Origin of the sequence: Streptomyces sp. 3211.6 (genome assembly GCF_003634815.1) — a bacterium.
Classification (GTDB): domain Bacteria; phylum Actinomycetota; class Actinomycetes; order Streptomycetales; family Streptomycetaceae; genus Streptomyces; species Streptomyces katrae_A.
Genome location: NZ_RBXC01000001.1, coordinates 1,626,291 through 1,648,399, shown reverse-complemented (window position 1 = coordinate 1,648,399; position 22,109 = coordinate 1,626,291). Strand labels below are relative to the sequence as shown.

Here is a 22,109-nt window from a genome sequence, read left to right as displayed (position 1 = left end):
CTGCCCGGACCTTGTGGCCTGCGGTCCTTGACATTCCCCGGTGTTCACGGGCCCTCAGGGGCGGCCGGTCCCCCGTTCCCGCCGCTCCAGGTACTCCCCGAAGGTGATCCGGCCGGCCGCACGGTCCGGGGCCAGGATCCCGCCCCGCCGGAACGCGGCGTACGTCCGCCCCGCGAGCGGCACTCCGGCCACCCGCCGCCGGCTGCCCACCGCCGCGAGGTACGCCCGTCCCCATTCCTCCAGGGTCCGGACCTCCGGCCCGCCCATGTCCGCCACCCGCCCCGCCGGATCCGGCACCGCCAGCTCCGCGAGCCGGTCCGCGACCTCCTCCACCGCGATCGGCTGCACCGGTACGCCCTTGGGCAGCGGTACCACCGGCACCAGCGGCAGCTTCGCCATGGAGGCCGTGACCTCGGCGACGAGATCGTGGAACTGGGTGGTCCGCAGGATGGTGACCCCGAGCCCGGAGTCCTCCAGCATCCGCTCCACCCGCAGCTTCGTCCGGTAGTAGCCGAACGGCACCACGTCCACCCCGACGATCGAGATGTAGACGAGGTTGGTGACGGTCCCGGCCCGCCGGGCGGCGGCGATCAGGTGTCCGGCGGCCACGTCGTCGCCGCCGCGCGGGGAGCTCGCGCAGTGGACGACGACCTGCGCGCCCGCCATCGCCGCGTCCAGTCCGCCGCCGTCGCGCAGGTCGACCGGGTAGGCGGCGGAGCTCCGGCTCAGCGCCCGGACCTCGTGGCCCCGGTCCCGTAGCCTGCCGACGACCAGGGCACCGAGATTGCCGGTGCCGCCGGTCACGAGGATCGTGCTCATGGTGGGGGTGTCCTTCCTGGGAGGAGTTCCTTCTGCCAGGGGACAGACGGGGGGCCCGGAACGTGACACCGGCGCGCGGGAGGATGTCCCGGACGTGCGAGGACCCGGTGGCCGCCGGGCCACCGGGTCCTCACGTGCGTTCACCCGCCGGGTGTCAGCAGGCGCCGAGGTCCTGCCAGACGCCCCACTGTCCGGTGGTGCCGGGCTCCTCGTTCTGCGTCCACCACTGGGCCTTCCAGTTGTGGCCCTTGTGCGAGACCACGTTCCCGCCGTTGTAGACCGTGCCCGCCACGTAGGCCGGGTTGGTGCAGGTCCCGCCCGGAGGCGTGGTCGGTGGCGTGGTCGGCGGCGTCGTCGGGGGAGTGGTGGGCGGCGTGGTCGGCGGGGTGGTCGGGGGCTGGCTGCCGCCCGGCTCCGTCATCGTGGTGCCGCGCGCCAGGTCCCCGGCGAGGGCGTAGGTGGTGCCCGAGACGTTCACCGTCCAGTTGGAGGGGGTGGACACCGGCAGGTAGTAGTTGAACGCCAGGTCGACCGTGGCGCCCGGGGCCAGCGACTGCCAGGCCGGGAGCTTGAGCGAGACCCGCTGGAAGTCGCCCTTCAGGCCGCCGGCGTTGCTGCCGGTGTGCCCGCTGCTGATCACCTTCGTACCGAAGCCGGACTGGTCGGAGGCGTTGTCCGGCGCCGAGGTGCCGTAGTCGAACTGGAACTCCGTGCCGCCGGGCAGGGTGGTCTTCGTGTTGTTGGTGATCTTCAGCTTCGGGGTGATCGGGTAGTTGGAGTCGCCCAGCTTGAATTCCGTGAACTCCGTCTTGATGTCCACCGCCTGGGCGGGCAGCGTGCTCCCGGCCTTCTTCGCGCCGTACGGGGAGGCCGCCTTGAACTTGTCGTACATCAGCGAGGTGAGGGTGTCGCCCATCTCGTACTGGCCCTTGGCGGCGTTGTACGCGTAGTCGCCCGCGAGCTCCCAGACCATCGTGCCGCCGATGCCCTTGTCCACGACGTAGTCGGCCTTGGCGGCGACGGACTGTTCGTCCTCCGTCGACAGGAAGACCTTCTTCTGCGCGTTCCACAGCCACGGCGCCACCAGGGTGGAGTCGTACTTGCGGGCGTAGGTGCCGGTCAGCGTGGTGTTCGCGGGGAAGCCGTACGTGGTGACGTAGTCGCCGACGACGCCCTTCTCCAGGTTCTTCGCGTGCCACATCGGGTTCGAGCCCGCCGGGGACTCGGCTCCGTTGGTGTCGAGGTCGTGCCAGAGGTTGTCGATGCCGACCGCGCCGTCACCGCACTTGGTCAGGCCGGCGCCCGCCGGGCAGCTGGTGGCCGGGGCCCTGCCCCACAGGCCGTCGGTGCCGCCCTGCACGTTCTTGAAGCCGCGGGTGTAGTACGGCAGGCCGATGTTGATCCGGCCCGCGGGCATCGAACCGCGGAAGTAGTGGTAGGCCCAGTCGGTGTTGAGGTAGCCGACGCCGCCGTACTGGGATGTGGAGTAGACGCCCGCGGCCGCCAGTTCGGCGTCCTTGCCGTCGTCGAAGAGGGAGGCGTTGGGGCCGACGTACTCGTTCCAGGCGCCGTGCAGGTCGTAGGACATGATGTTGACGTAGTCCAGGTACTTCTGCATCTGGAACGTCTCCATGCCCCGCAGCAGGTAGCCGGAGGAGGGCGCGGCGACGGACAGCAGGTAGTGCTTGCCGTCGGCGGCGCCCGCGCGGTCGAGCTTCTCGCGCAGCGACTTCATCAGGGCCGCGTAGCCCTGGACCAGTCCGGCCCGGCGGGCGTTGGAAAGCTGCCAGTCCAGCGGGTTGCCCGCGTCCTTCATGGTGGTCGGGTACTCGTAGTCGATGTCGACGCCGTTGAACCCGTACCTGCGGATGAAGTCGACCGAGGAGTCCGCGAAGGTGTCGATGCCCGCCTGGTTGACGGAGCCGTCGGCGTTGGTGGCCATCGAGTAGAAGCCGCCGGAGGCCACGCGCTTGCCGTCGTCGCCGAAGTAGCCGCCGGTCTCGGCCCAGCCGCCCACCGAGATGAGCGTCTTCACGTTCGGGTACTGCTTCTTGAACTTGCCGAGCAGGTTGAAGTGGCCCTTGTAGGGGAGGGCCGGGTCCATCTCGGCCCCGGCGACCCCCGGCCAGGTCATCCCGGTGGCGGCGTTGTTCGGGCCGTCCGCGCCGACCGAGATCTTGTTGTCGGAGCCGACGTGGGCGAAGGCGTAGTTCAGGTGGGTCACCTTGGACCACGGGACGTTGTTGGCCAGGTAGGCCGGGGTGCCGTCCTTGCCCGTGCGCCAGCCGGTGAAGTAGCCGATGACGCGTCGCTGGTGGTCCGCGCCCATCTTCTCGCGGCCCTCGGAGTCGTAGACCGAGCAGTAGGGGACGTCCACTCCGGGCGTCTTGTACAGCCCGTCGGGCCGGCAGCTCTCGTTGCCGGCCGCGTGTGAGACGCCGGCGGAAAGCCCGCCGACCAGCAGTCCGGCGATGGCGGCGCCGGATGCCAGGAGCATCGCTCTCGTACGTGTGGGGGACGGCATGGTGCCTCCTGGGGAGGGGAGGATGGCAGGGCCAAATGCGGCAACAGGCGGAAAAGTGGCGCTGGTTGGCCCGTGACGTGCGCACGTCGACAGGCCGGACTCCCGGGAAGATGAAGGGAACGTTAAGAGGACTAGACCAACCCGTCAATAGGTCTGGACCAACCTCGGATCCGGTGCGTGCGCGACGCTGTCGGCGCAAGAGGAGCGCTCAAGGACGGCACTCTTGTGAGCCAGGCCACAGCGCTTCACCCGCATGGCCGCCGATCCCCCGTGGCACACTGGCCCTAGTATCAGTAGCAGCGCACTCCGGGGTCGGTGTAATTCCGAACCGGCGGTATAGTCCGCGACCCGTCCGCAGCCAGCGGCCGGTTGACCAGGTGAAATTCCTGGACCGACGGTTAAAGTCCGGATGGGAGGCAGTGCGCGGCGGGCAGTCACCGGTACGCCGCCGCCGGCGGTCCACCGCCGTATCCCCCGGGATACGTGCCGGACGGACCGTTTTCCGGCCCCCGGCGTCCCCGCGTGCGCTTTCCCGCTTCATCTGTCGTATCCCGACAGGCCCCGGAGTCCGTGCCCGATGAGGCAGGAGGACCCGGTGGCGACACACACCGCGCAGGCAGCAGCCGACCCGAGCATCACCGCGATGCGCCGGGCCATCGAGCTGGCCTCCCGCGGACTCGGCTCCACCAGCCCCAACCCCGTCGTCGGCTGCGTCATCACCGACCCCGCGGGCGCCGTCGTCGGCGAGGGCTGGCACCAGCGGGCCGGCGGCCCGCACGCCGAGGTCCACGCCCTGCGCGCGGCCGGGGACGCCGCCCGCGGCGCCACTGCCTACGTCACCCTCGAACCCTGCAACCACACCGGCCGTACCGGCCCCTGCGCGCAGGCGCTCATCGACGCCGGGATCACCCGCGTGGTCTACGCCGTCTCCGACCCGAACCCGCAGGCCAGCGGGGGCGGCGCCACCCTGCGCGCCGCCGGGATCGCCACCGAGGCGGGCCTCCTTGCCGACGAGGCAGAGCAGGGCAACGCCGCCTGGCTCACCTCCGTGCGCCTGGGCCGCCCCCACGTCACCTGGAAGTACGCCGCCACCCTCGACGGCCGCAGCGCCGCCGAGGACGGCAGCAGCCGCTGGATCACCTCCGCCGAGTCCCGCGCCGACGTCCACCGGCTGCGCGCCGAGGCCGACGCCGTCCTCGTCGGCGGCGGCACCCTGCGCACCGACGACCCCCACCTGGCCGTACGTGGCATCGACCGGGCCGTCCAGCCGCTGCGCGTCGCCCTCGACACCCGCGCCGCACTCCTCCCCACGGCCCGCATCCTCGACGACGCGGGCCCCACCCTGATCGTCACCGGCGAGGACGCCGACACCCGCCACCTGCCCGGCGCCGACGTCCTGCGGCTGCCGCTGCAGGACGGCCGGGTCCCCGTCGCCGCCCTGCTCACCGAGCTGTACGACCGCGGGGTGCGCTCCGTCCTCCTCGAAGGCGGACCCACCCTGGCCGGAGCCTTCCTGGAGGCCGGCGCCGTCGACCGCGTCGTCGGCTACATCGCCCCGGCCCTCCTCGGCGCCGGCCCCGCCGCCCTCAGCGGCGCCGGCATCACGAACATCGCCCACGCCGTACGCCTCGACATCACCGAGGCCGTCCGCAGCGGCACCGATCTGCGCATCACCGCCGTTCCCGCCAACGCCCCCAAGGAGCACTGAGTGTTCACCGGAATCGTCGAAGAACTGGGCGAGGTCACCGCCGTCGAGCAGCTCGCCGAGGCCTCCCGCTTCCGCCTGCGCGGCCCGGTCGTCACCGAGGGCGCCAAGCACGGCGACTCGATCGCCGTCAACGGCGTCTGCCTGACCGTCGTGGAGACCGCCGACGGGGAGTTCACCGCCGACGTCATGCAGGAGACCCTCAACCGCTCCAGCCTCGGTGCCCTGGCCGAAGGCTCCCGGGTCAACCTGGAGCGCCCCATGGCCCTCGGCGGCCGGCTCGGCGGACACCTGGTCCAGGGCCACGTCGACGGCACCGGCCGGATCCTCTCCCGCACCCCCTCCGAGCACTGGGAGCTCGTCAAGATCGCGCTCCCGGCGGACCTCGCCCGCTACGTCGTGGAGAAGGGCTCCATCACGGTCGACGGCGTCAGCCTCACCGTCGTCGAGGCCGCCGCCGACTACTTCACCATCAGCCTCATCCCCACCACCCTCGCGCTGACCACCCTGGGCATCAAGCAGCCCGGCGACCCGGTCAACCTGGAGGTCGACGTCCTCGCCAAGTACGTCGAGCGCCTGCTCGCCGCCGGCGTGAACCCGCTGCACGCCGAGGAGGCGCAGAAGTGAGCGCCCTGACCTGGCTGAACTCCGAGGCCTTCACCGCCTTCGGCCAGAAGATCATCTGGTCCGACGCCATCGGCAACACCATGGGCCTGATCGCCCTCGCCCTGGGCTGGAAGCGCTCCATATGGACCTGGCCGACCCAGTTCCTCTCCGGCGCCATCCTCTTCGTCGCCTTCGCCGCCGGACACCTCTCCGGCAACGCCGGCAAGCAGGTCGTCGTCATGCTGGTCGCCCTGTGGGGCTGGGCCCAGTGGACCCGCGGCAAGCGGCAGGCCCAGGACGCCTCCCTCGCCGTGCGCTTCGCCACCTGGCGCGAGCGCGGCCTGCTGCTGGGCGCCGCCGCCGTCGGCACCCTCGCCGTCACCGGGCTGTTCACCCTCTACCCGTGGATGTCCTGGAACCCGCTGCCGGACGCCTACATCTTCGTCGGCACCATCGTCGCCATGTACGCCCAGGCCAAGGGCCTGGTCGAGTTCTGGTTCGCCTGGCTGCTCGTCGACGCGGTCGGCGTCCCCCTCGCCTTCACCAGCGGCTACGCCTTCTCCGCGTTCGTCTACGTGATCTACGGAGCGCTCGTGCTCTGGGGTGCCTACGACTGGTACCAGCGCTCGCGCACCACTCCCGCCCCGGCCCTCGAAGGAGCAACGGCATGACCCCCCTCCTCAAGCCCGTGCCCGACCCGGCCGACTCCGACACCGCGGAGTCCTTCCGCCTCGACCCCGTCGAGCAGGCCATCCGCGACATCGCCGCCGGCCGGCCCGTGGTCGTCGTCGACGACGAGGACCGCGAGAACGAGGGCGACCTCGTCATCGCCGCCGAGAAGGCCACCCCCGAGATCATCGCGTTCATGATGAGCGAGTGCCGGGGCCTGATCTGCGCGCCGATGGAGGGCCCCGAGCTGGACCGCCTGGAGCTCCCGCAGATGGTCCAGCACAACACCGAGTCGATGAAGACGGCCTTCACCGTCTCCGTCGACGCCGGCGCGGCGCACGGCGTCACGACCGGCATCTCCGCCGCCGACCGGGCCACCACCCTGCGCCTGCTCGCGAACGGCACCTCCGAGCCCGGCGACTTCGTCCGCCCCGGCCACATCTTCCCGCTGCGCGCCAAGCCCGGCGGCGTCCTGGTCCGCAACGGCCACACCGAGGCCGCCGTCGACCTCGCCCGCCTCGCGGGCCTGCGCCCGGCCGGCGCCATCGTGGAGATCGCCGGCGAGGACGGGGTCATGCTGCGGCTGCCCGAGCTGATCCCCTTCGCCCGCAAGCACGGCCTGACGATCATCTCCATCGAGGACCTGATCGCCTACCGCCGCTCCGCCGAGCCCACCGTCCGCCGCGAGGCCGAGGTCAGCCTGCCGACCGCCGCCGGAGAGTTCACCGCGTACGGGTACCGCTCCACCGTCGACGGAGTCGAGCACGTCGCCCTCGTCCACGGCGAGATCGGCGACGGCCGGGACGTCCTCGTCCGGATGCACTCCGAGTGCCTGACCGGCGACATCTTCCAGTCCCAGCGCTGCGACTGCGGCCCCCAGCTCCAGGCCGCCATGGCCCGGGTCCAGGCCGAAGGCCGCGGGGTCATCGTCTACCTGCGCGGACACGAGGGCCGCGGCATCGGACTGCTGTCCAAGATGCGCGCCTACGAGCTCCAGGAGCGCGGCCGCGACACCCTGGACGCCAACCTGGAACTCGGCCTGCCCGCCGACGCCCGCGACTACGGCGCCGGCGCACAGATCCTCGCCGACCTCGGCGTGCGCACCGTCCGGCTGCTGACCAACAACCCCGACAAGGCGGCCGCCCTGGAGGACCACGGCATCTCGGTCGCCGGCCGCGAGCCCATGCCCGTCCAGGCGGGCGAGCACAACCTGCGGTACCTGCGCACCAAGCGGGATCGCATGGGCCACGACCTCCCCTGGCTGGAGGGGGCCGTGCCCACCTCCGCCTGCGGCAACCAGTAACACGCACCACACGCACCACCCAGCACACGCACCACGCACCACCCACCCCACCCGTCAACCCGGTACCGAACCGGAACCCCCGAGGAGCAGAGCTGTGAGCGGCAAGGGCGCACCCGTACTGAGCGTGAAGAACTGCGGCGACCTCCGGGTGGCCGTGATCGCGGCCCAGTGGCACGAGAAGGTCATGGACGGCCTGGTCGACGGCGCCCTGCGGGCCCTGCACGAGCTGGGCATCGACGAGCCCACCCTGCTGCGCGTCCCGGGCAGCTTCGAGCTCCCGGTCGTCGCCAAGGTGCTCGCCGGACGCGGCTACGACGCCATCGTCGCCCTCGGCGTGGTCATCCGCGGCGGCACCCCGCACTTCGACTACGTCTGCCAGGGCGTCACCCAGGGCCTGGTCCAGGTGTCCATCGACACCGGGGTCCCCGTCGGCTTCGGCGTCCTGACCTGCGACAACGACGAGCAGGCGCTGGACCGCGCCGGCCTGGAGGGCTCGAACGAGGACAAGGGACACGAAGCGGTCACCGCCGCCGTCTCCACCGCCATGACCCTGCGGACCGTCAGCGAGCCCTGGCGCTAGGGCCTCGCTTCCGGACGGCCCAGTCCACGGAGTGAACCCTGGCACCGGGGGCCCCGGGTGAACCCGTACCCTAAGGGCATCATGGCGAACAAGACCTTTGAAGAGCTCTTCACCGAGCTCCAGCTCAAGGCCGCCGAAGGCGACCCCAGCACCTCCCGCACCGCCGAGCTCGTGGGCAAGGGCGTCCATGCCATCGGCAAGAAGATCGTCGAGGAGGCCGCCGAGGTCTGGATGGCCGCCGAGTACGAGGGCAAGGAAGCCGCCGCCGAGGAGATCTCCCAGCTGCTCTACCACGTCCAGGTGATGATGGTGGCGCGCGGGATCTCCCTCGACGACGTCTACTCCCACCTCTAGGCCGGAGCTCTCCACCGCGGGCCCCCGCCCACCCACCCCTTACGCACCCAGCACAGAAGGAAGCCCCATGCTGCGCATCGCCGTCCCCAACAAGGGTTCGCTCTCCGGACCGGCGTCGGAGATGCTCCATGAGGCCGGCTACCGCCAGCGCAAGGAGTCCAAGGAACTCGTCACGGTCGACCCCGACAACGAGGTCGAGTTCTTCTACCTCCGCCCGAAGGACATCGCGATCTACGTCGCGTCGGGCAAGCTCGACATCGGCATCACCGGCCGCGACCTGCTGCTGGACTCCGGCGCCAACGCCGAGGAGATCCTGCCGCTGAACTTCGGCCGCTCCACCTTCCGCTACGCCACCAAGCCCGGCACCGCGAAGGGCCCCGAGGACTTCGGCGGGATGACGATCGCCACCTCCTACGAGGGCATCGTCGCCAAGCACCTCGCCGACCTCGGCGTCGACGCCTCCGTCGTCCACCTCGACGGCGCCGTCGAGACCGCCATCGAGCTCGGCGTCGCGCAGATCATCGCCGACGTGGTCGAGACCGGCACCAGCCTGCGCAACGCCGGCCTGGAGGTCATCGGCGAGCCGATCCTCAAGTCCGAGGCGACCGTCATCCGCCGCACCGGCGCCGACGGCGACGACCCGAAGGTCGCGCAGTTCCTGCGCCGCCTCCAGGGCGTCCTGGTGGCCCGCAGCTACGTGATGATGGACTACGACTGCCGCGCCGAGCACCTGGAGCGCGCGGTCGCCCTCACCCCGGGCCTGGAGTCGCCGACGATCTCCCCGCTCCACAACGAGGGCTGGGTCGCCGTCCGCGCCATGGTCCCCGCCAAGGAGGCCCAGCGGATCATGGACGACCTGTACGAGCTCGGCGCGCGCGCGATCCTCACCACCTCGATCCACGCCTGCCGCCTCTGACCGGCCGGCCCGTCCCCGAAGGCATCACCGCACCATGAGCGAGTCCGCCGCCCAGCCCGCACCGCCCGAACTGCCGGTCACCTTCCGGCCGAACCGTACCCGTGCGGTGCTGCTGGGCGTCGGCTCCGTCATGTTCGCCACCATCACGGCGATCGCCCTGCTGCTGGAGAACCTCAGCCCCGGCGAGCGGATCAGCTTCGTCGTCACCGCCGTCCTGATGGCCTCCGTCCTCGTCCTGCTCAGCCGCCCCAAGGTGGTCGCGGACGAGGCCGGGGTCACCGTGGTGAACCTCACCACCACCCGCCGCCTGGAATGGGCGCAGATCCTGCGCGTCAACCTCCGCCCCGGCGACCCCTGGGTCTTCCTCGACCTCAACGACGGCACCAGCCTGCCCGCCCTCGGCATCCAGCCCGGCATCGCCAAGGCCCGCGCCATCGGCGACGCCCGCGCCCTGCGCGCCCTCGCCGAGGCCCACGGGACCGGCGCCGCCGGCCGCTGAGCCCGGCGCACACGCACCCGCCCGCTGCGTCCCATTGCGGCGGCGATCTCAATGACTACCCTGGTGGGGCGGCGCACCACAGCGCCCACCCACCCGCCCCGGGACCCCGTGGCCCGTGGGCACCTGCGACCAGAGGAGTGACTCCCTCCAGCAATGGACGGATCGTCCGGTAGTACCCGCGCCGCCCTCCCCGTGGAGGCGGCGGCATGACCATCCCGCTACTGCTGCTCGTGGCGGCATTCGCCCTGATCCTCGCCAACGGTTTCTTCGTGGCGGCCGAGTTCGGCCTCGTCACGGTGGAGAAGCCCGAGGCCGAACGGGCCGCAGCCGACGGTGACCGCCGTGCCCGCACGGTGGTCGAAGCCCTGCGGGAGCTGTCCTTCCAGCTCTCCGGCACCCAGCTCGGCATCACCATCACCTCCCTCGTCGTCGGCATGCTCGCCGAACCGGCCCTCGCCTCGCTGCTGTCGAAGCCGCTCGCCGCGACCGGCCTGCCCGACGGGGCCGTCCCCGGAGCCGCCGTCCTCATCGGCATGCTGCTCGCCTCCGCCGTCCAGATGGTCGTCGGCGAGCTCGTCCCGAAGAACTGGGCCGTCTCCAAGCCGCTCCAGGTCGCCCGCTTCGTGGCCGGCCCGCAGCAGGCCTTCTCCCGGGCCCTGCGGCCCGTCATCTCCGGCCTCAACGCCGTCGCCAACCGCCTCGTGCGAGCGCTCGGCGTCGAACCCGCCGAGGAGATGGCCTCCGCCCGCACCCCCGGCGAGCTGGTCTCCCTGGTCCGCCATTCGGCCCAGGCCGGCGCCCTCGAACAGGACACCGCCGACCTCTTCGTCCGGACCCTCTCGCTGGGCGAGCTCACCGCCCAGCACGTCATGACCCCCCGGGTGAAGGTCAGCGCCCTCCAGGACTCGGCCACCGCGGCCGACGTGCTGAACCTGACCCGTGCCACCGGCCTGTCCCGCTTCCCGGTCTACCGCGAGCGCATCGACGAGATCACCGGGGTCGTCCACCTCAAGGACGCCCTCGCCGTGCGCGAGTCCGAGCGCGCCCGTACGACCGTCGGCCGGATCTGCGTCGCCCCGCTGCTGGTCCCCGGCTCCCTGCCGGTCCAGCCGCTGCTGGAGCGGCTGCGCAGCGAACAGCCGATGGCCGTGGTCGTCGACGAGTACGGCGGCACCGCCGGTGTGGTCACCCTGGAGGACATCGTGGAGGAACTCGTCGGCGAGGTCCGCGACGAGCACGACCTCGCCGAGGACGACAGCCACGAACTGGCGGCCGTGACCGCCGAGGACGGCCGCCCCTCCTGGGAGGCCGACGGCAGCTGCCGCGTGCACACCCTGCGCCGCATAGGCCTGGAGGTGCCCGAGGGCCCGTACGAGACCGTCGCCGGTCTCGTCGCCGACCTCCTGGGCCGGATCCCCGCCCCCGGGGACCGGGCCGAGCTGCCCGGCTGGAAGCTGTCCGTCCGTCAGGTCCGGCGCAACCGGGCCGAACGGGTCCGGCTGGTCCGCCTGACGGCGGTGCCGCAGGCCGTGGCCGAGGCCGTCCCGCAGCCCGCCCGCGCCGCCGGGCGGCAGCGGGCCGAGCTGGAAGGCGCCGCCCGGTGAACGCCCTCCAGCTGCTCTTCGCCCTGCTCCTTGTCCTGGCCAACGGTTTCTTCGTCGGCGCCGAGTTCGCGCTCGTCTCCGTGCGCCGCAGCCAGATCGAGCCCCTGGCGGCCGGCTCCAAGCGGGCCCGCCAGGTGCTGTACGGCCTGGAGAACCTGCCCCGGATGATGGCGGCCGCCCAGTTCGGCATCACCCTGTGCTCGCTCACCCTCGGCGCGGTCGCCGAGCCCACCGTGGCCCGGCTGCTGGAGCCCGTCTTCGAGGCGGTCCACGTGCCCGAGGGCCTGGTCCACCCGCTGGGCTACGCCGTCGCGCTGGCGGCGGTGGTCTTCCTCCACCTGGTCATCGGCGAGATGGTCCCCAAGAACCTCGCCATGGCCGCCCCCGAGAAGACCGCCCTGTGGTTCAGCCCCGGCCTGGTGGCCTTCGCCCGCCTCTGCGGGCCGGTCACCACCGCCCTGGGGGCCTGTGCCGCGTTCGTGCTGCGGCTGTTCAAGGTGGAGCCCAAGGACGAGGTGGAGGCCGTCTACACCAGCGCCCAGCTCGGCCGCCTGGTGCAGGACTCCCGGCAGGCCGGGCTCCTCGAACCGGTCGAACAGGAGCGCCTGGAGGACGCACTGGAGCTGGGCAGCCGCCCGGTCACCGACGTCCTGCTGGCCCCGGGCCGGCTCGTCACCGTCGGCCCGGCCGTCACCCCGCGCCAGATCGAACAGCTGACCGTGCGCACCGGCTACTCGCGCTTCCCGGTCCGCTCGGACAGCGGCGCGTTCATGGGCTACCTCCACGTCAAGGACGTCCTGGACCTGGAGGACCGGGAGCGGGCCGTCCCGCAGCGGGTGTGGCGCCGGATGACCACCCTGTGCTCGACGCTCCCGCTGGACGACGCCCTCAGCGTCATGCGGCGCGACGCCACCCACCTGGCCCAGGTCGCCGACCCGTCCGGCCGGGTCCTGGGCCTGGTGGCCCTGGAGGACGTCCTGGAAATGCTGGTGGGCGAGGTCCGCGACCCCGCCCACCGCGTCCCGCCCCGCCGCCGCGCGGGAGCCCTGACACCCTGAATCCGGCCTCGCCGGCGTTCGAGGCGCGGGGGTCCGGGGCGGAGCCCCTGGGGGCACCTCTGGGGGTCCCCCCCGGACGGAGTCTGGGGGAGGTAGCCGGGGGAAGAACGGAGGCAGGGCGGGCCGGGGAGAGGCCCCGCGCACTGGCCCGCCCAGCCGCACCCGGCACCCGGCACCCGGCACCCGGCGGACGGCGGACGGCGGACGGCGGACGGCACAATGGTCCCGTGGACCCGGAAACGGAACAGGTACTCGACGCCATCGGCCCCCGCCTCCGCCGGCTCCGCCACGACCGCGGCCTCACCCTGGAGGCCCTGGCCGCCACCACGGGGATCTCGGTGAGCACCCTCTCCCGCCTGGAGTCCGGCAAACGCCGCCCCACCCTCGAACTGCTCATCCCCCTCGCCCGCACCCACCGCGTCGCCCTCGACCAGCTCGTCGGCGCCCCGGCCACCGGTGATCCCCGGGTCCACCTGGAGCCCCTGCGCAAGCACGGCCGCGTCATCGTGCCCCTGACCCGCTACCCGGGCCGGATCCAGGTGTTCAAGCAGGTACTGACCCCGCGCGAGCCGAAGCAGGTCACCCACGAGGGCCACGAGTGGTTCTACGTCCTCGCGGGCCGGGTGCGCCTGCTCCTCGACGACGAGGAGTTCGTCCTCCACCCCGGCGAGGCCGCCGAGTTCGACACCGCCCGTCCCCACTGGTTCGGCCCGGCCGACGGCGGAGCCGCAGAGGTCCTGCACCTCTTCGGCCCCCGCGGGGACCAGGCCGTCGTCCGCGCGGGCCCGCCGGCCCCCTGACGGCCGGCCGGGCTACACCGCCGGCGGCTCCGGCCGCTCCTGCGGCCCCCGCCCCGACAGCACCTCGCCGTACGCCTGCATCAGGTCCGCCAGCCGCAGCGTCGCCAGGTCGTCGCGCGAGGGCTCCCCGGCGAAGCCCGCCAGCCGCAGGTCCCGGTAGGCGCAGCTCTTCTCGTACAGGGTGCGCAGGAACCGCCCGTTGCCGAGCTCGTCGATCCAGCCCTGCTCCACCACGTGCCCGCTGATGCTGCGCAGTTCCTCCAGCGCCTCCTCGTCCCAGCGGTCCCCGTTCGCGTCGGCCAGCACCCCGCCGATCGCGGTCAGTTCCGCCGGCCGGTAGCTGGGGAAGTCCACCCTGGTCGTGAACCGCGAGGACAGCCCCGGATTGGCCGCCAGCAGCCGGTCCATGCCCGCCGGATAGCCCGCCAGGATGACCACCAGGTGGTCCCGGTTGTCCTCGGCGCGCTTGAGCAGCACCTGCAGGGCCTCGTCCCCGTACGCGTCGCCCTTGCTGTAACCGGAGTTGGACAGGCTGTACGCCTCGTCCACGAACAGCACCCCGCCGATCGCCGAGTCGATCAGCTCGTTCGCCTTGACCGCCGTCTGCCCCAGGAACTCGCCCACCAGATCGGCCCGTTGCGCCTCCACCAGATGGTCCCCGCCCAGCAGCCCCAGCGCGTAGAAGACCCGCCCCAGGATCCGCGCCACCGTGGTCTTGCCCGTCCCCGAGGGCCCCGAGAAGACGAAGTGCCGCTTCGGCGGCTGCACCGGGAGCCCCTGCGCGGCCCGCAGCCGGGCCATGTGCAGCTGCGCCGAGAGGGCCTTCACCTGCCGCTTCACCGGCTCCAGCCCCACCATCCGCTCCAGCTCCGCCAGGGCCTGTGCCAGCGCCTGCGGATCCGCCGGACCGGCGGGCAGCCCGGCGGGGGCGCCCTGCGCGGGGAGGGTCACCTTGTGCCGTACGCCCTCCAGCCGGCCCGTCCCGGCCGACGGCCCGAAGCGGGGGTCCGGCGGCTCCCCGGGCGTCGGGGGATCGGCGTCCACCTGCCCGTCCGGGGCCACGTCCTGCACCGGCCCCCCTCCGCCGCCCAGCGCCACCGCCGTGTAGTCCCCGCCGGCCGGGGAGAGCCCGTGCCCGGCGAAGCCCTCGGACAGGTGCCCCCCGTACCCGGCGTACCCGGCGGCGTCCGCCATCCCGGCCATGTCGTCGGGGTCGGTGCTGTCCTCGATGGCCGTCAGCCGCGCCGCCGTGTCCATGAACGCCGGGTCCACCCGGTGCACGGCCCGGTACAGCGGCAGCGCCGCCGCGCTGCGCCCCGTGCCCTCGCGGGCCCGCGCCAGCCAGTACCGCAGCTCCTTGCGCTGGGGCTGCTCGCTGCGGCAGCGCATCAGCGCCGCCGACAGCATCGGCTCCGCCTGCCCGTACATCTCCAGCCGGACCCGGGCCATCCCGCCGAAGAGCCCCGCCTCGATGCCCAGCAGCGGGTCGTGGACCAGCGGCTCGGTGTGCCGTACGAGCTGCTCCCAGTCCTTGACCAGGTACGCCCGGCAGGCGTGCAGGAACCGGACCTGCGGGTCGGTGTCCACCGGGGGCAGCGCGGCCAGGGCCTGGTCCAGCTCGGGGACGTGGCGGCCGTCCAGCCAGTGGGAGGCGTGGGCCAGCAGCAGGTCGCGCCGGCTCTCCAGCACCGGTTGCACCCACCAGCCGAGCCAGTACCAGGAGTTCAGGGTCCGGCGGTGGCGGGTGCGCTGCTCGCCGAAGCGGTCGCGGTGGGCGTACATGCGCAGTAACGCGTTGGTGGTGTCCACGCGCAGCGCGTGCAGCCCCAGCCAGGCGTCGGCCATGGCGGGATCCAGGCCGACGGCCGTGCGGAACTCCTCCTCGGCCTGCGGGTAGGCGCCCATGGTGCAGGCGTCGACCCCGCGCAGCCAGGCGAGTTCGGCCGGGGCGTGTGCGCTGCCCGGCATGCCGAAGTCCATCACGTCCCCCACAAGCCTGCCCGTTGCACGCGGCAACCCGCGCGCCGAGCGCGCGAGTCGTCCACCCGGCCGATGAAATCAGGGCTGCATCGTACCTGCGGTGACGCACCTTACCCAGGGTGCGGTGGACACGGGTCGGGGGTATCCCCCGGAAGCGTGAGGTGACTCAGGGTGAACGTCGGTGGGCGGAGAGGCGCGCCCCACGCCCGGCCGGAACCTGCTCCGGGCAGAACGAAGCCCCCGATCACGGGGGAACAACCGGGGGCTTCGTGTCCGCGGCGGCCTTCACAGACCGCGCATTCAGAACGTAAGGCCGCATCCGGGCCCGGGTCAAGCGGCTCGGGGAAGCCCTGGTGCCTCCGTCGCGCGGGAGGGCTCAGGCCTGGGGGAGTCCGTCACGTTCGGTGAGCGCGAGGGGCGTTCCGGGGGTCGCAGAAACCCCGGAAGTCCACTCGTATCCCGTACCGCTCTGGCGCACCAAGGTGTCCGCGAAGGGGCGCGAAGGGTCGTCCGAGAAGTGCGCGAGCTCGGCGCGCTCCCATCCGTCCCAGAAGGCGGAGAGTTCGCGCCCGTCCCGTTCCCGTCCCCGCCCCCAGGAGGTCTCACGGGGCGTCTCCATCCACAGCAGCCGCGCCAGGTACGGCCGCAGCGCCCGCCGCCCGGCCCCGACCCCCTCGACCAGCAGCACCGGGGCGGGCTCCAGCACCTGCTCGGCCCCGAATCGGCGCCGGTCCCAGTCGTACGGGGCCCAGCGCGCGGGGCGCCCGGCGGCGAGCGGCTCCACGACCTGTGTGCGCAGCCGCTCCCACCAGCCGAACAGCTCCGCATGGCTGGCCACGTCGTCCAGGTGCAGCACGGGCGCCCCGCCGAGCGCCTCGGCGAGCCGGCCGGCGAAGGTGCTCTTGCCGCTGCCGGCGTGCCCGTCGACCCCGATCACCCGGACGGGGCCGAGGGAGGGCGCGAGAGCGGCGAGCTCGTGCGCGAGCGGTTCGAGTGACGCGGTTCCTTCCACCCGCCCAGCCTAGGGCCTGTCGTCAAAGTCCCGTCTGCCCCGCGGCGTCTGGCACGCACTCTCGCCGCACCGGGAGCACGGCCGAGTACGTCCAGTACGAGGCCGTGCCCCCGGCGCACCGGGAGCACGCACCAGACGCCGCGGGGCCGCCCTCCGGGCGACGACGGGACTTTGACGACAGGCCCAAGGGCCTGTCCCGCCCCTACGCCGCTGCGCGGAGCCGCTCCCCGCCCCGCCCTTCCCCCGTTCCCCGGGGCCTCCGCCCCGGACCCCGTTCCGGGGGCTCTGCCCCGGGCCCCGTTCCGGGGGCTCTGCCCCGGGCCCCGTTCCCTGGGGCCTCTGCCCCGGGCCCCGTTTCCCGGGGCCTCTGCCCCGGACCCCTTTCCGGGCCCCCGCCCTCGGGCCCCCGCTGGATTGCGGCGCGGCCCGGCAGCTGTCCGCGGGCGGCCGGGCGCGGAGCGCACATACGGGGTCCGGGGCGAAGCCCCCGGGGGGTCTTTCAGCCCCGCCGGCGTTTGAGGCGCGGGGTCAGGGGCCGAGCCCTGGGAACGGGGGAAGGGCGGGTGGGGGAGCCGCACCGCGCAGCGGCATCACGGGCCCGACACGGAACGCCGGCTTCGCCGCCCCGCCCCCGGGAACTGGAAAGGTGGACGCGTCCGATCCACCGGAACCAACGACCCCTGGGGGCCACGCCGATGACCGCACCCACACCCCGCCGCGCCCTCCTGGCCGTCGCCCTCGCCGCCGCGACCGCGGCCACCCTGCCCACCGCCGGCCGGGCCGCCGCGGCCCCCGGCCCGGCGGCGCAGCCCCAGCCCCAGCCCCAGCCGGACGGGGCCGCCGCCGGCCCGACCGTGGACAACCGGTTCTGGTACGCGCACGCGCACTGGCAGGCCGGCACCCACCAGGGCACCACCGCCGTCGACGGCCCCCGCCCCGGCCTGGAGATCAGGACCCCGGCCGGCCGCACCGAGTACACCGACCCGCACACCCACCGGAAGTCCTCCTGGGAGTACGCCACCTGGACCTCCCCGCTGCACCGCTCGGCCGTCCCCGCCACGGAGGCCATCGCCTCCTGGAACGCCCGCACCCCGGCCGGCAGCTGGATCCAGACCGAGCTGCGCGTCACCTACCCGGACGGCACCACCGGCCCCTGGTACGTGATGGGCCGCTGGGCGGCCGGTGACGGCGACATCCGCCGGACCTCCGTCGACGGACAGACCGACGGCCGGACCACCGTCTGGACCGACACCCTCGCCGTCGACGGCCCGGCCGCGGCGGCCGGGGTGCGGATCACGCACTGGCAGCTGCGGCTCACCCTCTACCGCAAGCCCGGCACCGCCGCAGGGCCCACCGTCTGGCTGGCCGGGGCGATGGCCTCCGCCGTCCCGGACCGGTTCACCGTCCCGGCCGCCGCCCCCTCCGGCCGGGCCCACGAGCTGAAGGTCCCGCGCTACTCCCAGGAGGTGCACACCGGCCAGTACCCCCAGTACGACAACGGCGGCGAGGCCTGGTGCAGCCCCACCTCCTCCCAGATGATCATCGAGTACTGGGGCCGCAAGCCCAGTGCCGCCTCCCTGGCCTGGGTCGACCCCGAGTACGCCGACCCCCAGGTCTGCCACGCGGCCCGCTCCACCTACGACGCCGCCTACAAGGGCTGCGGCAACTGGCCGTTCAACGCCGCCTACGCCGCCACCTACCGCGACCTGGCCGGCGTCGTCACCCGGCTCGGCTCCCTCACCGACCTGGAGACCCTCGTCGCGGCCGGCATCCCGGCCATCACCTCCCAGTCCTTCCTCCGCGAGGAGCTGACCGGCGCGGGCTACGGCACCGCGGGCCACCTGATGACCGTGATCGGCTTCACCGCCGCCGGGGACGTCATCGCCAACGACCCGAACTCGGCCGACAACGCCTCCGTCCGCCGCGTCTACAAGCGCCGCGAGTGGGAGAACGTCTGGCTGCGCACCAAGCGCCACAACGCCGAGGGCAAGACCGTCTCCGGCAGCGGCGGGGTCTGCTACCTCTACGCCCCCGCCCGGCCGTCGGCGGCCCAGATCGCGGCGCTGCGTCAGGTGGGGGTGCTGTGAGGAGGGAAATGCCCGGAAGATCCAGCCCCTCGGATGGCTTAACCGTCTGATTCTGGGCATAAGGGCCATATAAGGCTTCTCACAGGAGGCAGCCCACCATGACCACCCATTCGAGCATCGAACATCACCCGGACCTTGCCGAAATGCGGACTCGGTTCGAGCGGGTGACGGCCACGCCCGCCGCGCAGGCCGTGGAGGCACTGGCCCTGATCACGGGCCTCTACCTGGCGGCTTCGGCATGGATCGCCGGGTTCAGCGCGCTGAGCCCGCTGGCCATCAACAACCTCATCGCCGGCGCGGCCTTCTGCCTGTGCATGGGCGGCCTGGGATCGGCGTACGAACGGACGCACGCGATGGCCTGGACCGCGGTCGCGATCGGTGCGTGGACCATCGTGGCCCCCTGGGTCATGGCCGGCGCGATGGACACCACACGCAGCATCGTCAGCAACGTCATCACCGGCGCGGTCGCCCTGTGCCTCGGCCTGGCCATGGTGGCCATCGGCGGACGCCCGCGCACGACCACCTGATCCGGCGCCCGGTACGGCCACCGGCCGGACCGCGCGTCCCGCTCACCCCTGGGCCCCGGCCGCCTCCGCACCCCGGAGGCGGCCGGGGCCCCTGTGACCCTCGCCATATACCGTGAATGCCGCGAACGCTGGCACATTGGACGGCATGACCGCACACGCCGCCGCCCTCACCGCCCGCGCCCGCCGCCTCGTCGGCACCGGCGGCCCCAAGGACTCCGCCTGGCTGGAGCACGTGCTCGGCTGGACGCTGGTGGTCGTCGTGGCCATGTTCGTCACGCAGCTCGGCTGGCTGTAGGCCCGGCCTCCGGCGGGCCTCCTGCCGTCCTTGCCCACGGCGATCACTCCCGTACACTGCGGGCAATCCTGTGGCGGACGGTTCGGAGCTTCGAGGCTGGGGCTGGATTTGAATAAGAGTCAACAACGCGGTGCGACCGGCCGATCGCAGGCCCGCAGGGCCGAACTCATAGCGATCGGGCGGAAGTTGTTCGCCGAAACCTCCTACGACGCCCTCTCCATGGATGACATAGCCCAGCACGCGGGCGTCGCCAAGGGGCTCGTCTACTACTACTTCACGAGCAAACGCGGCTACTACCTCGCCATCGTCGAGGACTCGGTGGCCCAGCTCGTCGCCCGCGCCACCGGGGAGCCCGAACTGTCCGGCGCCGAACGGCTGCGCCGCACCGTCGACGGCTACCTCCACTACGCCGAGCACCACCGGGCCGCCTACCGCACGATCGTCACCGGCGGGGTCGGCTCCGACGCCGAGGTGCTGGCGATACGCGACGCGGTGCGCGAGGAGCTCCTGGCCGCCATCGCCGAGGGAGCCTACGGCCGACGGACCGTTCCGCCGCTCGCCCGGCTCGCCCTGGCCGGCTGGCTCTCCGGGGTGGAGGGCACCACCCTCGACTGGACCGCCACCCCGGACGCCGGGGACCGGCCCGACCGGGCCGCCGTCGCGGGCCTCCTCGTACGCCAGCTGCGCGCGACGCTCACCGTGATCGAGGAGCTCGTCCCCGAATGCCCCGCTCCTCCGGTGGCTCCCGAGGAGGCTTCGAGCGCCCCGGATGATCATGGCGATCCTGTACCGGTGACGTAAAGCGCCTGATCGGGCATACTCAAGCCGCCGCAGCCGCTGTTCGAGCCCTCCCGCGACCCGGGAGGGCAGCATCGGCTGTGTAAGCACCGAGATCCGGCGGCGCGTACCACACCTCACGCGTCGCCGCCGTGCCCGACGAGGGAGGAGAGCGCCGCCATGACCGACCGCGCCCCGCAGCCGGTGGACCGTCAGCTGCCCACCGAGGAGTCCCGGGACCTCCTCGCGCTCGTACGCGAGATCGCCCAGCGGGAGGTCCGCCCCAGGGCCGCCGAGGAGGAGGACGCCGGGCGCTTCCCCCGCGAGGTCTTCACCCTCCTCTCCGAGTCCGGGCTGCTGGGCCTGCCGTACGCGGGCGAGTTCGGCGGCGGCGACCAGCCCTACGAGGTCTACCTCCAGGTCCTGGAGGAGCTGGCGGCCGCCCGCCTGACCGTCGGCCTCGGCGTCAGCGTGCACTCCCTGGCCTGCCACGGCCTGGCCGGATACGGCACCAAGGAGCAGCGCGCCGCCCACCTGCCCGACATGCTCGGCGGCGGTCTGCTCGGCGCCTACTGCCTCTCCGAGCCGGCCTCCGGCTCGGACGCGGCCTCGCTCACCACCAAGGCGGTCCGCGACGGCGACGACTGGGTGATCACCGGCACCAAGGCCTGGATCACCCACGGCGGGGTCGCCGACTTCTACACCGTCCTCGCCCGCACCGGCGCCCCCGGCCCCAAGGGCATCACGGCCTTCCTGGTGCCCGGTGACGCGGAGGGCCTGACGGCCGCCGTCCCCGAGAAGAAGATGGGCATGAAGGGCTCGCCCACCGCCCAGCTGCACTTCGACGGCGTGCGCGTCCCCGACTCCCGGCGGATCGGCGACGAGGGGCAGGGCTTCACCATCGCGCTGGCCGCCCTGGACGCGGGCCGGCTCGGGATCGCCGCCTGCGCCATCGGCGTGGCCCAGGCCGCCCTCGACGAGGCCGTCTCGTACGCGCTCGGCCGCAAGCAGTTCGGGCACCCCATCGCCGACTTCCAGGGGCTGCGCTTCATGCTGGCCGACATGGCCACCAAGATCGAGGCGGGCCGGGCCCTCTACCTCGCGGCCGCCCGGCTGCGCGACGCGGGCAAGCCGTTCTCCCGGCAGGCCGCGATGGCCAAGCTGTTCTGCACGGACGCGGCGATGGCCGTCACCACGGACGCGGTGCAGATCCTCGGCGGCTACGGCTACACCGCGGACTTCCCCGTCGAGCGCCTGATGCGCGAGGCGAAGGTGCTCCAGATCGTGGAGGGCACGAACCAGATCCAGCGCATGGTCATCGCCCGCCACCTGGCCGGCCCCGAGACCCGCTGACGACGGCGGGGGCCGCGCCGGTCCACCCGCCGGCCCGGCCCCCGTCCCGCCGCGCACCGCACCTCCGGTACGCCGGCCGCCCCCGGGGAGGGGCCGCACGGCCGGTCAGCCGCCGTAGAGGGGGCCGGAGGGCCAGATCGGGGAGGACGCGATCCGGGACCAGTCCGGGTCCCGCCGGCCCGGCAGGGTCCGGCCGTCGGCGGCCCAGCGGGCGAGCAGGGCGGTGTAGATCGGCGGGTCGGGCTGGCCCCGGTACCCCTGCGGCCCCGGCCGGGACTGCTCGTGCACGGGGTGCGCGACGGCCTGCTGAACCGATTCTTCGTAACCCGGTTCTTCGTATCCCGGCGGAGTGGGGCGCCGCCGGCGTCCCGCTCTCGGCGCGGGCGTCTCGAGGGTGGTCATGCACGGCCAACGCGGGACCCGGAGCACGGGTAACCCCTCCCCGCCCGCGCCCATCCGTTCGAGCCTTCCCACGCGCGCGGCCGCCGCGCCCCACGCGCCCCCCCGGGGGGCCCGGCGGTGCGCCGCGAGGAGCCGGGGCGCGGGCCGTGGCCAGGAGTGCCGGGCTGTCAGGATGTGCCACGACTCTGGTCGCGCACACGAGATCTGACGTACCGTCATATCCGCTCGGCCGGCGCCGC

The 22,109-nt window shown here is 73.1% G+C and carries 21 protein-coding genes and 1 riboswitch; of the genes, 16 read left to right on the top strand and 5 right to left on the bottom strand.

The window, feature by feature from the left end; genetic code table 11:
* Positions 1-54: 54 nt before the first annotated feature.
* Together BX286_RS07665 and BX286_RS07660 are read right to left on the bottom strand one after the other, a co-directional pair.
* Positions 55-819: an SDR family oxidoreductase gene (locus BX286_RS07665; RefSeq protein ID WP_100865107.1), complete on the bottom strand. Its 765-nt coding sequence runs from the start codon at positions 817-819 to the stop codon at positions 55-57.
* 154 nt (positions 820-973) lie between these two features.
* Positions 974-3,343, bottom strand: a complete 2,370-nt coding sequence (locus BX286_RS07660) for a chitinase C-terminal domain-containing protein (protein ID WP_121014766.1) — start codon at positions 3,341-3,343, stop codon at positions 974-976.
* A gap of 297 nt (positions 3,344-3,640) precedes the next feature.
* Positions 3,641-3,770, top strand: a riboswitch (FMN riboswitch).
* A 150-nt stretch (positions 3,771-3,920) separates the two neighbouring features.
* On the opposite strand from BX286_RS07660, the gene ribD reads away from it, so the two are divergent.
* The 11 genes from ribD to BX286_RS07605 all read left to right on the top strand — a co-directional run bounded on the left by ribD (position 3,921) and on the right by BX286_RS07605 (position 13,437).
* Positions 3,921-5,051: a bifunctional diaminohydroxyphosphoribosylaminopyrimidine deaminase/5-amino-6-(5-phosphoribosylamino)uracil reductase RibD gene (ribD, locus tag BX286_RS07655; RefSeq protein ID WP_121014765.1), complete on the top strand. Its 1,131-nt coding sequence runs from the start codon at positions 3,921-3,923 to the stop codon at positions 5,049-5,051.
* The gene (locus tag BX286_RS07650) at positions 5,052-5,675 is read left to right on the top strand and encodes a riboflavin synthase (RefSeq protein ID WP_079424893.1); all 624 of its coding nucleotides are present in this window, start codon (positions 5,052-5,054) and stop codon (positions 5,673-5,675) included.
* Positions 5,672-6,325, top strand: a complete 654-nt coding sequence (locus BX286_RS07645; protein ID WP_185117253.1) for a nicotinamide mononucleotide transporter family protein — start codon at positions 5,672-5,674, stop codon at positions 6,323-6,325. The genes BX286_RS07650 and BX286_RS07645 overlap by 4 nt, the downstream gene beginning before the upstream one ends.
* Positions 6,322-7,626 (top strand): bifunctional 3,4-dihydroxy-2-butanone-4-phosphate synthase/GTP cyclohydrolase II, encoded by a 1,305-nt coding sequence (locus tag BX286_RS07640; protein ID WP_261993381.1) that lies wholly within the window; start codon positions 6,322-6,324, stop codon positions 7,624-7,626. The genes BX286_RS07645 and BX286_RS07640 overlap by 4 nt, the downstream gene beginning before the upstream one ends.
* Positions 7,627-7,720: 94 nt before the next feature.
* Complete coding sequence (ribH, locus tag BX286_RS07635) at positions 7,721-8,206, top strand: 6,7-dimethyl-8-ribityllumazine synthase (RefSeq protein WP_042817356.1); 486 nt, start codon at positions 7,721-7,723, stop codon at positions 8,204-8,206.
* Between the two features lie 81 nt (positions 8,207-8,287).
* Positions 8,288-8,560: a phosphoribosyl-ATP diphosphatase gene (locus tag BX286_RS07630; RefSeq protein WP_079424889.1), complete on the top strand. Its 273-nt coding sequence runs from the start codon at positions 8,288-8,290 to the stop codon at positions 8,558-8,560.
* A gap of 67 nt (positions 8,561-8,627) precedes the next feature.
* Positions 8,628-9,476: an ATP phosphoribosyltransferase gene (hisG, locus tag BX286_RS07625; RefSeq protein WP_079424888.1), complete on the top strand. Its 849-nt coding sequence runs from the start codon at positions 8,628-8,630 to the stop codon at positions 9,474-9,476.
* A 34-nt stretch (positions 9,477-9,510) separates the two neighbouring features.
* Positions 9,511-9,975, top strand: coding sequence for a PH domain-containing protein (locus BX286_RS07620; RefSeq protein WP_079424886.1), 465 nt, complete (start codon positions 9,511-9,513; stop codon positions 9,973-9,975).
* 206 nt (positions 9,976-10,181) lie between these two features.
* Entirely contained in the window at positions 10,182-11,579 is a 1,398-nt protein-coding gene (locus BX286_RS07615; protein WP_079424885.1) for a hemolysin family protein, read from the top strand.
* Positions 11,576-12,637, top strand: a complete 1,062-nt coding sequence (locus BX286_RS07610; protein WP_100865111.1) for a hemolysin family protein — start codon at positions 11,576-11,578, stop codon at positions 12,635-12,637. The genes BX286_RS07615 and BX286_RS07610 overlap by 4 nt, the downstream gene beginning before the upstream one ends.
* Positions 12,638-12,864: 227 nt before the next feature.
* On the top strand, positions 12,865-13,437 hold the full coding sequence (locus BX286_RS07605; protein ID WP_079424882.1) for a helix-turn-helix domain-containing protein: 573 nt from the start codon (positions 12,865-12,867) through the stop codon (positions 13,435-13,437).
* A 12-nt stretch (positions 13,438-13,449) separates the two neighbouring features.
* Here the strand turns inward: BX286_RS07605 and BX286_RS07600 are convergent, their stop codons facing one another.
* The gene (locus BX286_RS07600) at positions 13,450-15,417 is read right to left on the bottom strand and encodes an AAA family ATPase (protein ID WP_079424880.1); all 1,968 of its coding nucleotides are present in this window, start codon (positions 15,415-15,417) and stop codon (positions 13,450-13,452) included.
* Between the two features lie 376 nt (positions 15,418-15,793).
* Positions 15,794-16,429 (bottom strand): uridine kinase, encoded by a 636-nt coding sequence (locus BX286_RS07595; RefSeq protein WP_100865112.1) that lies wholly within the window; start codon positions 16,427-16,429, stop codon positions 15,794-15,796.
* A 695-nt stretch (positions 16,430-17,124) separates the two neighbouring features.
* Between BX286_RS07595 and BX286_RS07590 the strand changes: the two genes are divergently transcribed.
* The 5 genes from BX286_RS07590 to BX286_RS07570 all read left to right on the top strand — a co-directional run bounded on the left by BX286_RS07590 (position 17,125) and on the right by BX286_RS07570 (position 21,468).
* Complete coding sequence (locus tag BX286_RS07590) at positions 17,125-18,516, top strand: peptidase C39 family protein (RefSeq protein ID WP_121014764.1); 1,392 nt, start codon at positions 17,125-17,127, stop codon at positions 18,514-18,516.
* A 98-nt stretch (positions 18,517-18,614) separates the two neighbouring features.
* A complete protein-coding gene (locus tag BX286_RS07585; RefSeq protein WP_079424874.1) occupies positions 18,615-19,043 on the top strand; it encodes an SPW repeat protein in 429 nt (142 codons plus the stop codon).
* A gap of 145 nt (positions 19,044-19,188) precedes the next feature.
* Positions 19,189-19,338, top strand: a complete 150-nt coding sequence (locus BX286_RS07580) for an SCO1431 family membrane protein (RefSeq protein WP_107438236.1) — start codon at positions 19,189-19,191, stop codon at positions 19,336-19,338.
* A gap of 108 nt (positions 19,339-19,446) precedes the next feature.
* Positions 19,447-20,139, top strand: a complete 693-nt coding sequence (locus tag BX286_RS07575) for a TetR/AcrR family transcriptional regulator (protein ID WP_121014763.1) — start codon at positions 19,447-19,449, stop codon at positions 20,137-20,139.
* A 156-nt stretch (positions 20,140-20,295) separates the two neighbouring features.
* Positions 20,296-21,468 (top strand): acyl-CoA dehydrogenase family protein, encoded by a 1,173-nt coding sequence (locus BX286_RS07570; protein ID WP_079424871.1) that lies wholly within the window; start codon positions 20,296-20,298, stop codon positions 21,466-21,468.
* Between the two features lie 105 nt (positions 21,469-21,573).
* Here the strand turns inward: BX286_RS07570 and BX286_RS37390 are convergent, their stop codons facing one another.
* Positions 21,574-21,756 (bottom strand): hypothetical protein, encoded by a 183-nt coding sequence (locus BX286_RS37390; protein WP_237292697.1) that lies wholly within the window; start codon positions 21,754-21,756, stop codon positions 21,574-21,576.
* Between the last annotated feature and the right edge of the window lie 353 nt (positions 21,757-22,109).

What these genes read in the sequence shown, in the direction of transcription:
- BX286_RS07600 (WP_079424880.1), bottom strand. Translation starts at nt 15,417, where the DNA reads ATGGACTTCGGCATGCCGGGCAGCGCACACGCCCCGGCCGAACTCGCC.
- BX286_RS07660 (WP_121014766.1), bottom strand. Translation starts at nt 3,343, where the DNA reads ATGCCGTCCCCCACACGTACGAGAGCGATGCTCCTGGCATCCGGCGCC.
- BX286_RS07580 (WP_107438236.1), top strand. Translation starts at nt 19,189, where the DNA reads ATGACCGCACACGCCGCCGCCCTCACCGCCCGCGCCCGCCGCCTCGTC.
- hisG (WP_079424888.1), top strand. Translation starts at nt 8,628, where the DNA reads ATGCTGCGCATCGCCGTCCCCAACAAGGGTTCGCTCTCCGGACCGGCG.
- BX286_RS07665 (WP_100865107.1), bottom strand. Translation starts at nt 819, where the DNA reads ATGAGCACGATCCTCGTGACCGGCGGCACCGGCAATCTCGGTGCCCTG.
- BX286_RS07570 (WP_079424871.1), top strand. Translation starts at nt 20,296, where the DNA reads ATGACCGACCGCGCCCCGCAGCCGGTGGACCGTCAGCTGCCCACCGAG.
- BX286_RS07590 (WP_121014764.1), top strand. Translation starts at nt 17,125, where the DNA reads ATGACCGCACCCACACCCCGCCGCGCCCTCCTGGCCGTCGCCCTCGCC.
- BX286_RS07585 (WP_079424874.1), top strand. Translation starts at nt 18,615, where the DNA reads ATGACCACCCATTCGAGCATCGAACATCACCCGGACCTTGCCGAAATG.
- ribD (WP_121014765.1), top strand. Translation starts at nt 3,921, where the DNA reads ATGAGGCAGGAGGACCCGGTGGCGACACACACCGCGCAGGCAGCAGCC.
- BX286_RS07615 (WP_079424885.1), top strand. Translation starts at nt 10,182, where the DNA reads ATGACCATCCCGCTACTGCTGCTCGTGGCGGCATTCGCCCTGATCCTC.
- BX286_RS07640 (WP_261993381.1), top strand. Translation starts at nt 6,322, where the DNA reads ATGACCCCCCTCCTCAAGCCCGTGCCCGACCCGGCCGACTCCGACACC.
- BX286_RS07630 (WP_079424889.1), top strand. Translation starts at nt 8,288, where the DNA reads ATGGCGAACAAGACCTTTGAAGAGCTCTTCACCGAGCTCCAGCTCAAG.
- BX286_RS07620 (WP_079424886.1), top strand. Translation starts at nt 9,511, where the DNA reads ATGAGCGAGTCCGCCGCCCAGCCCGCACCGCCCGAACTGCCGGTCACC.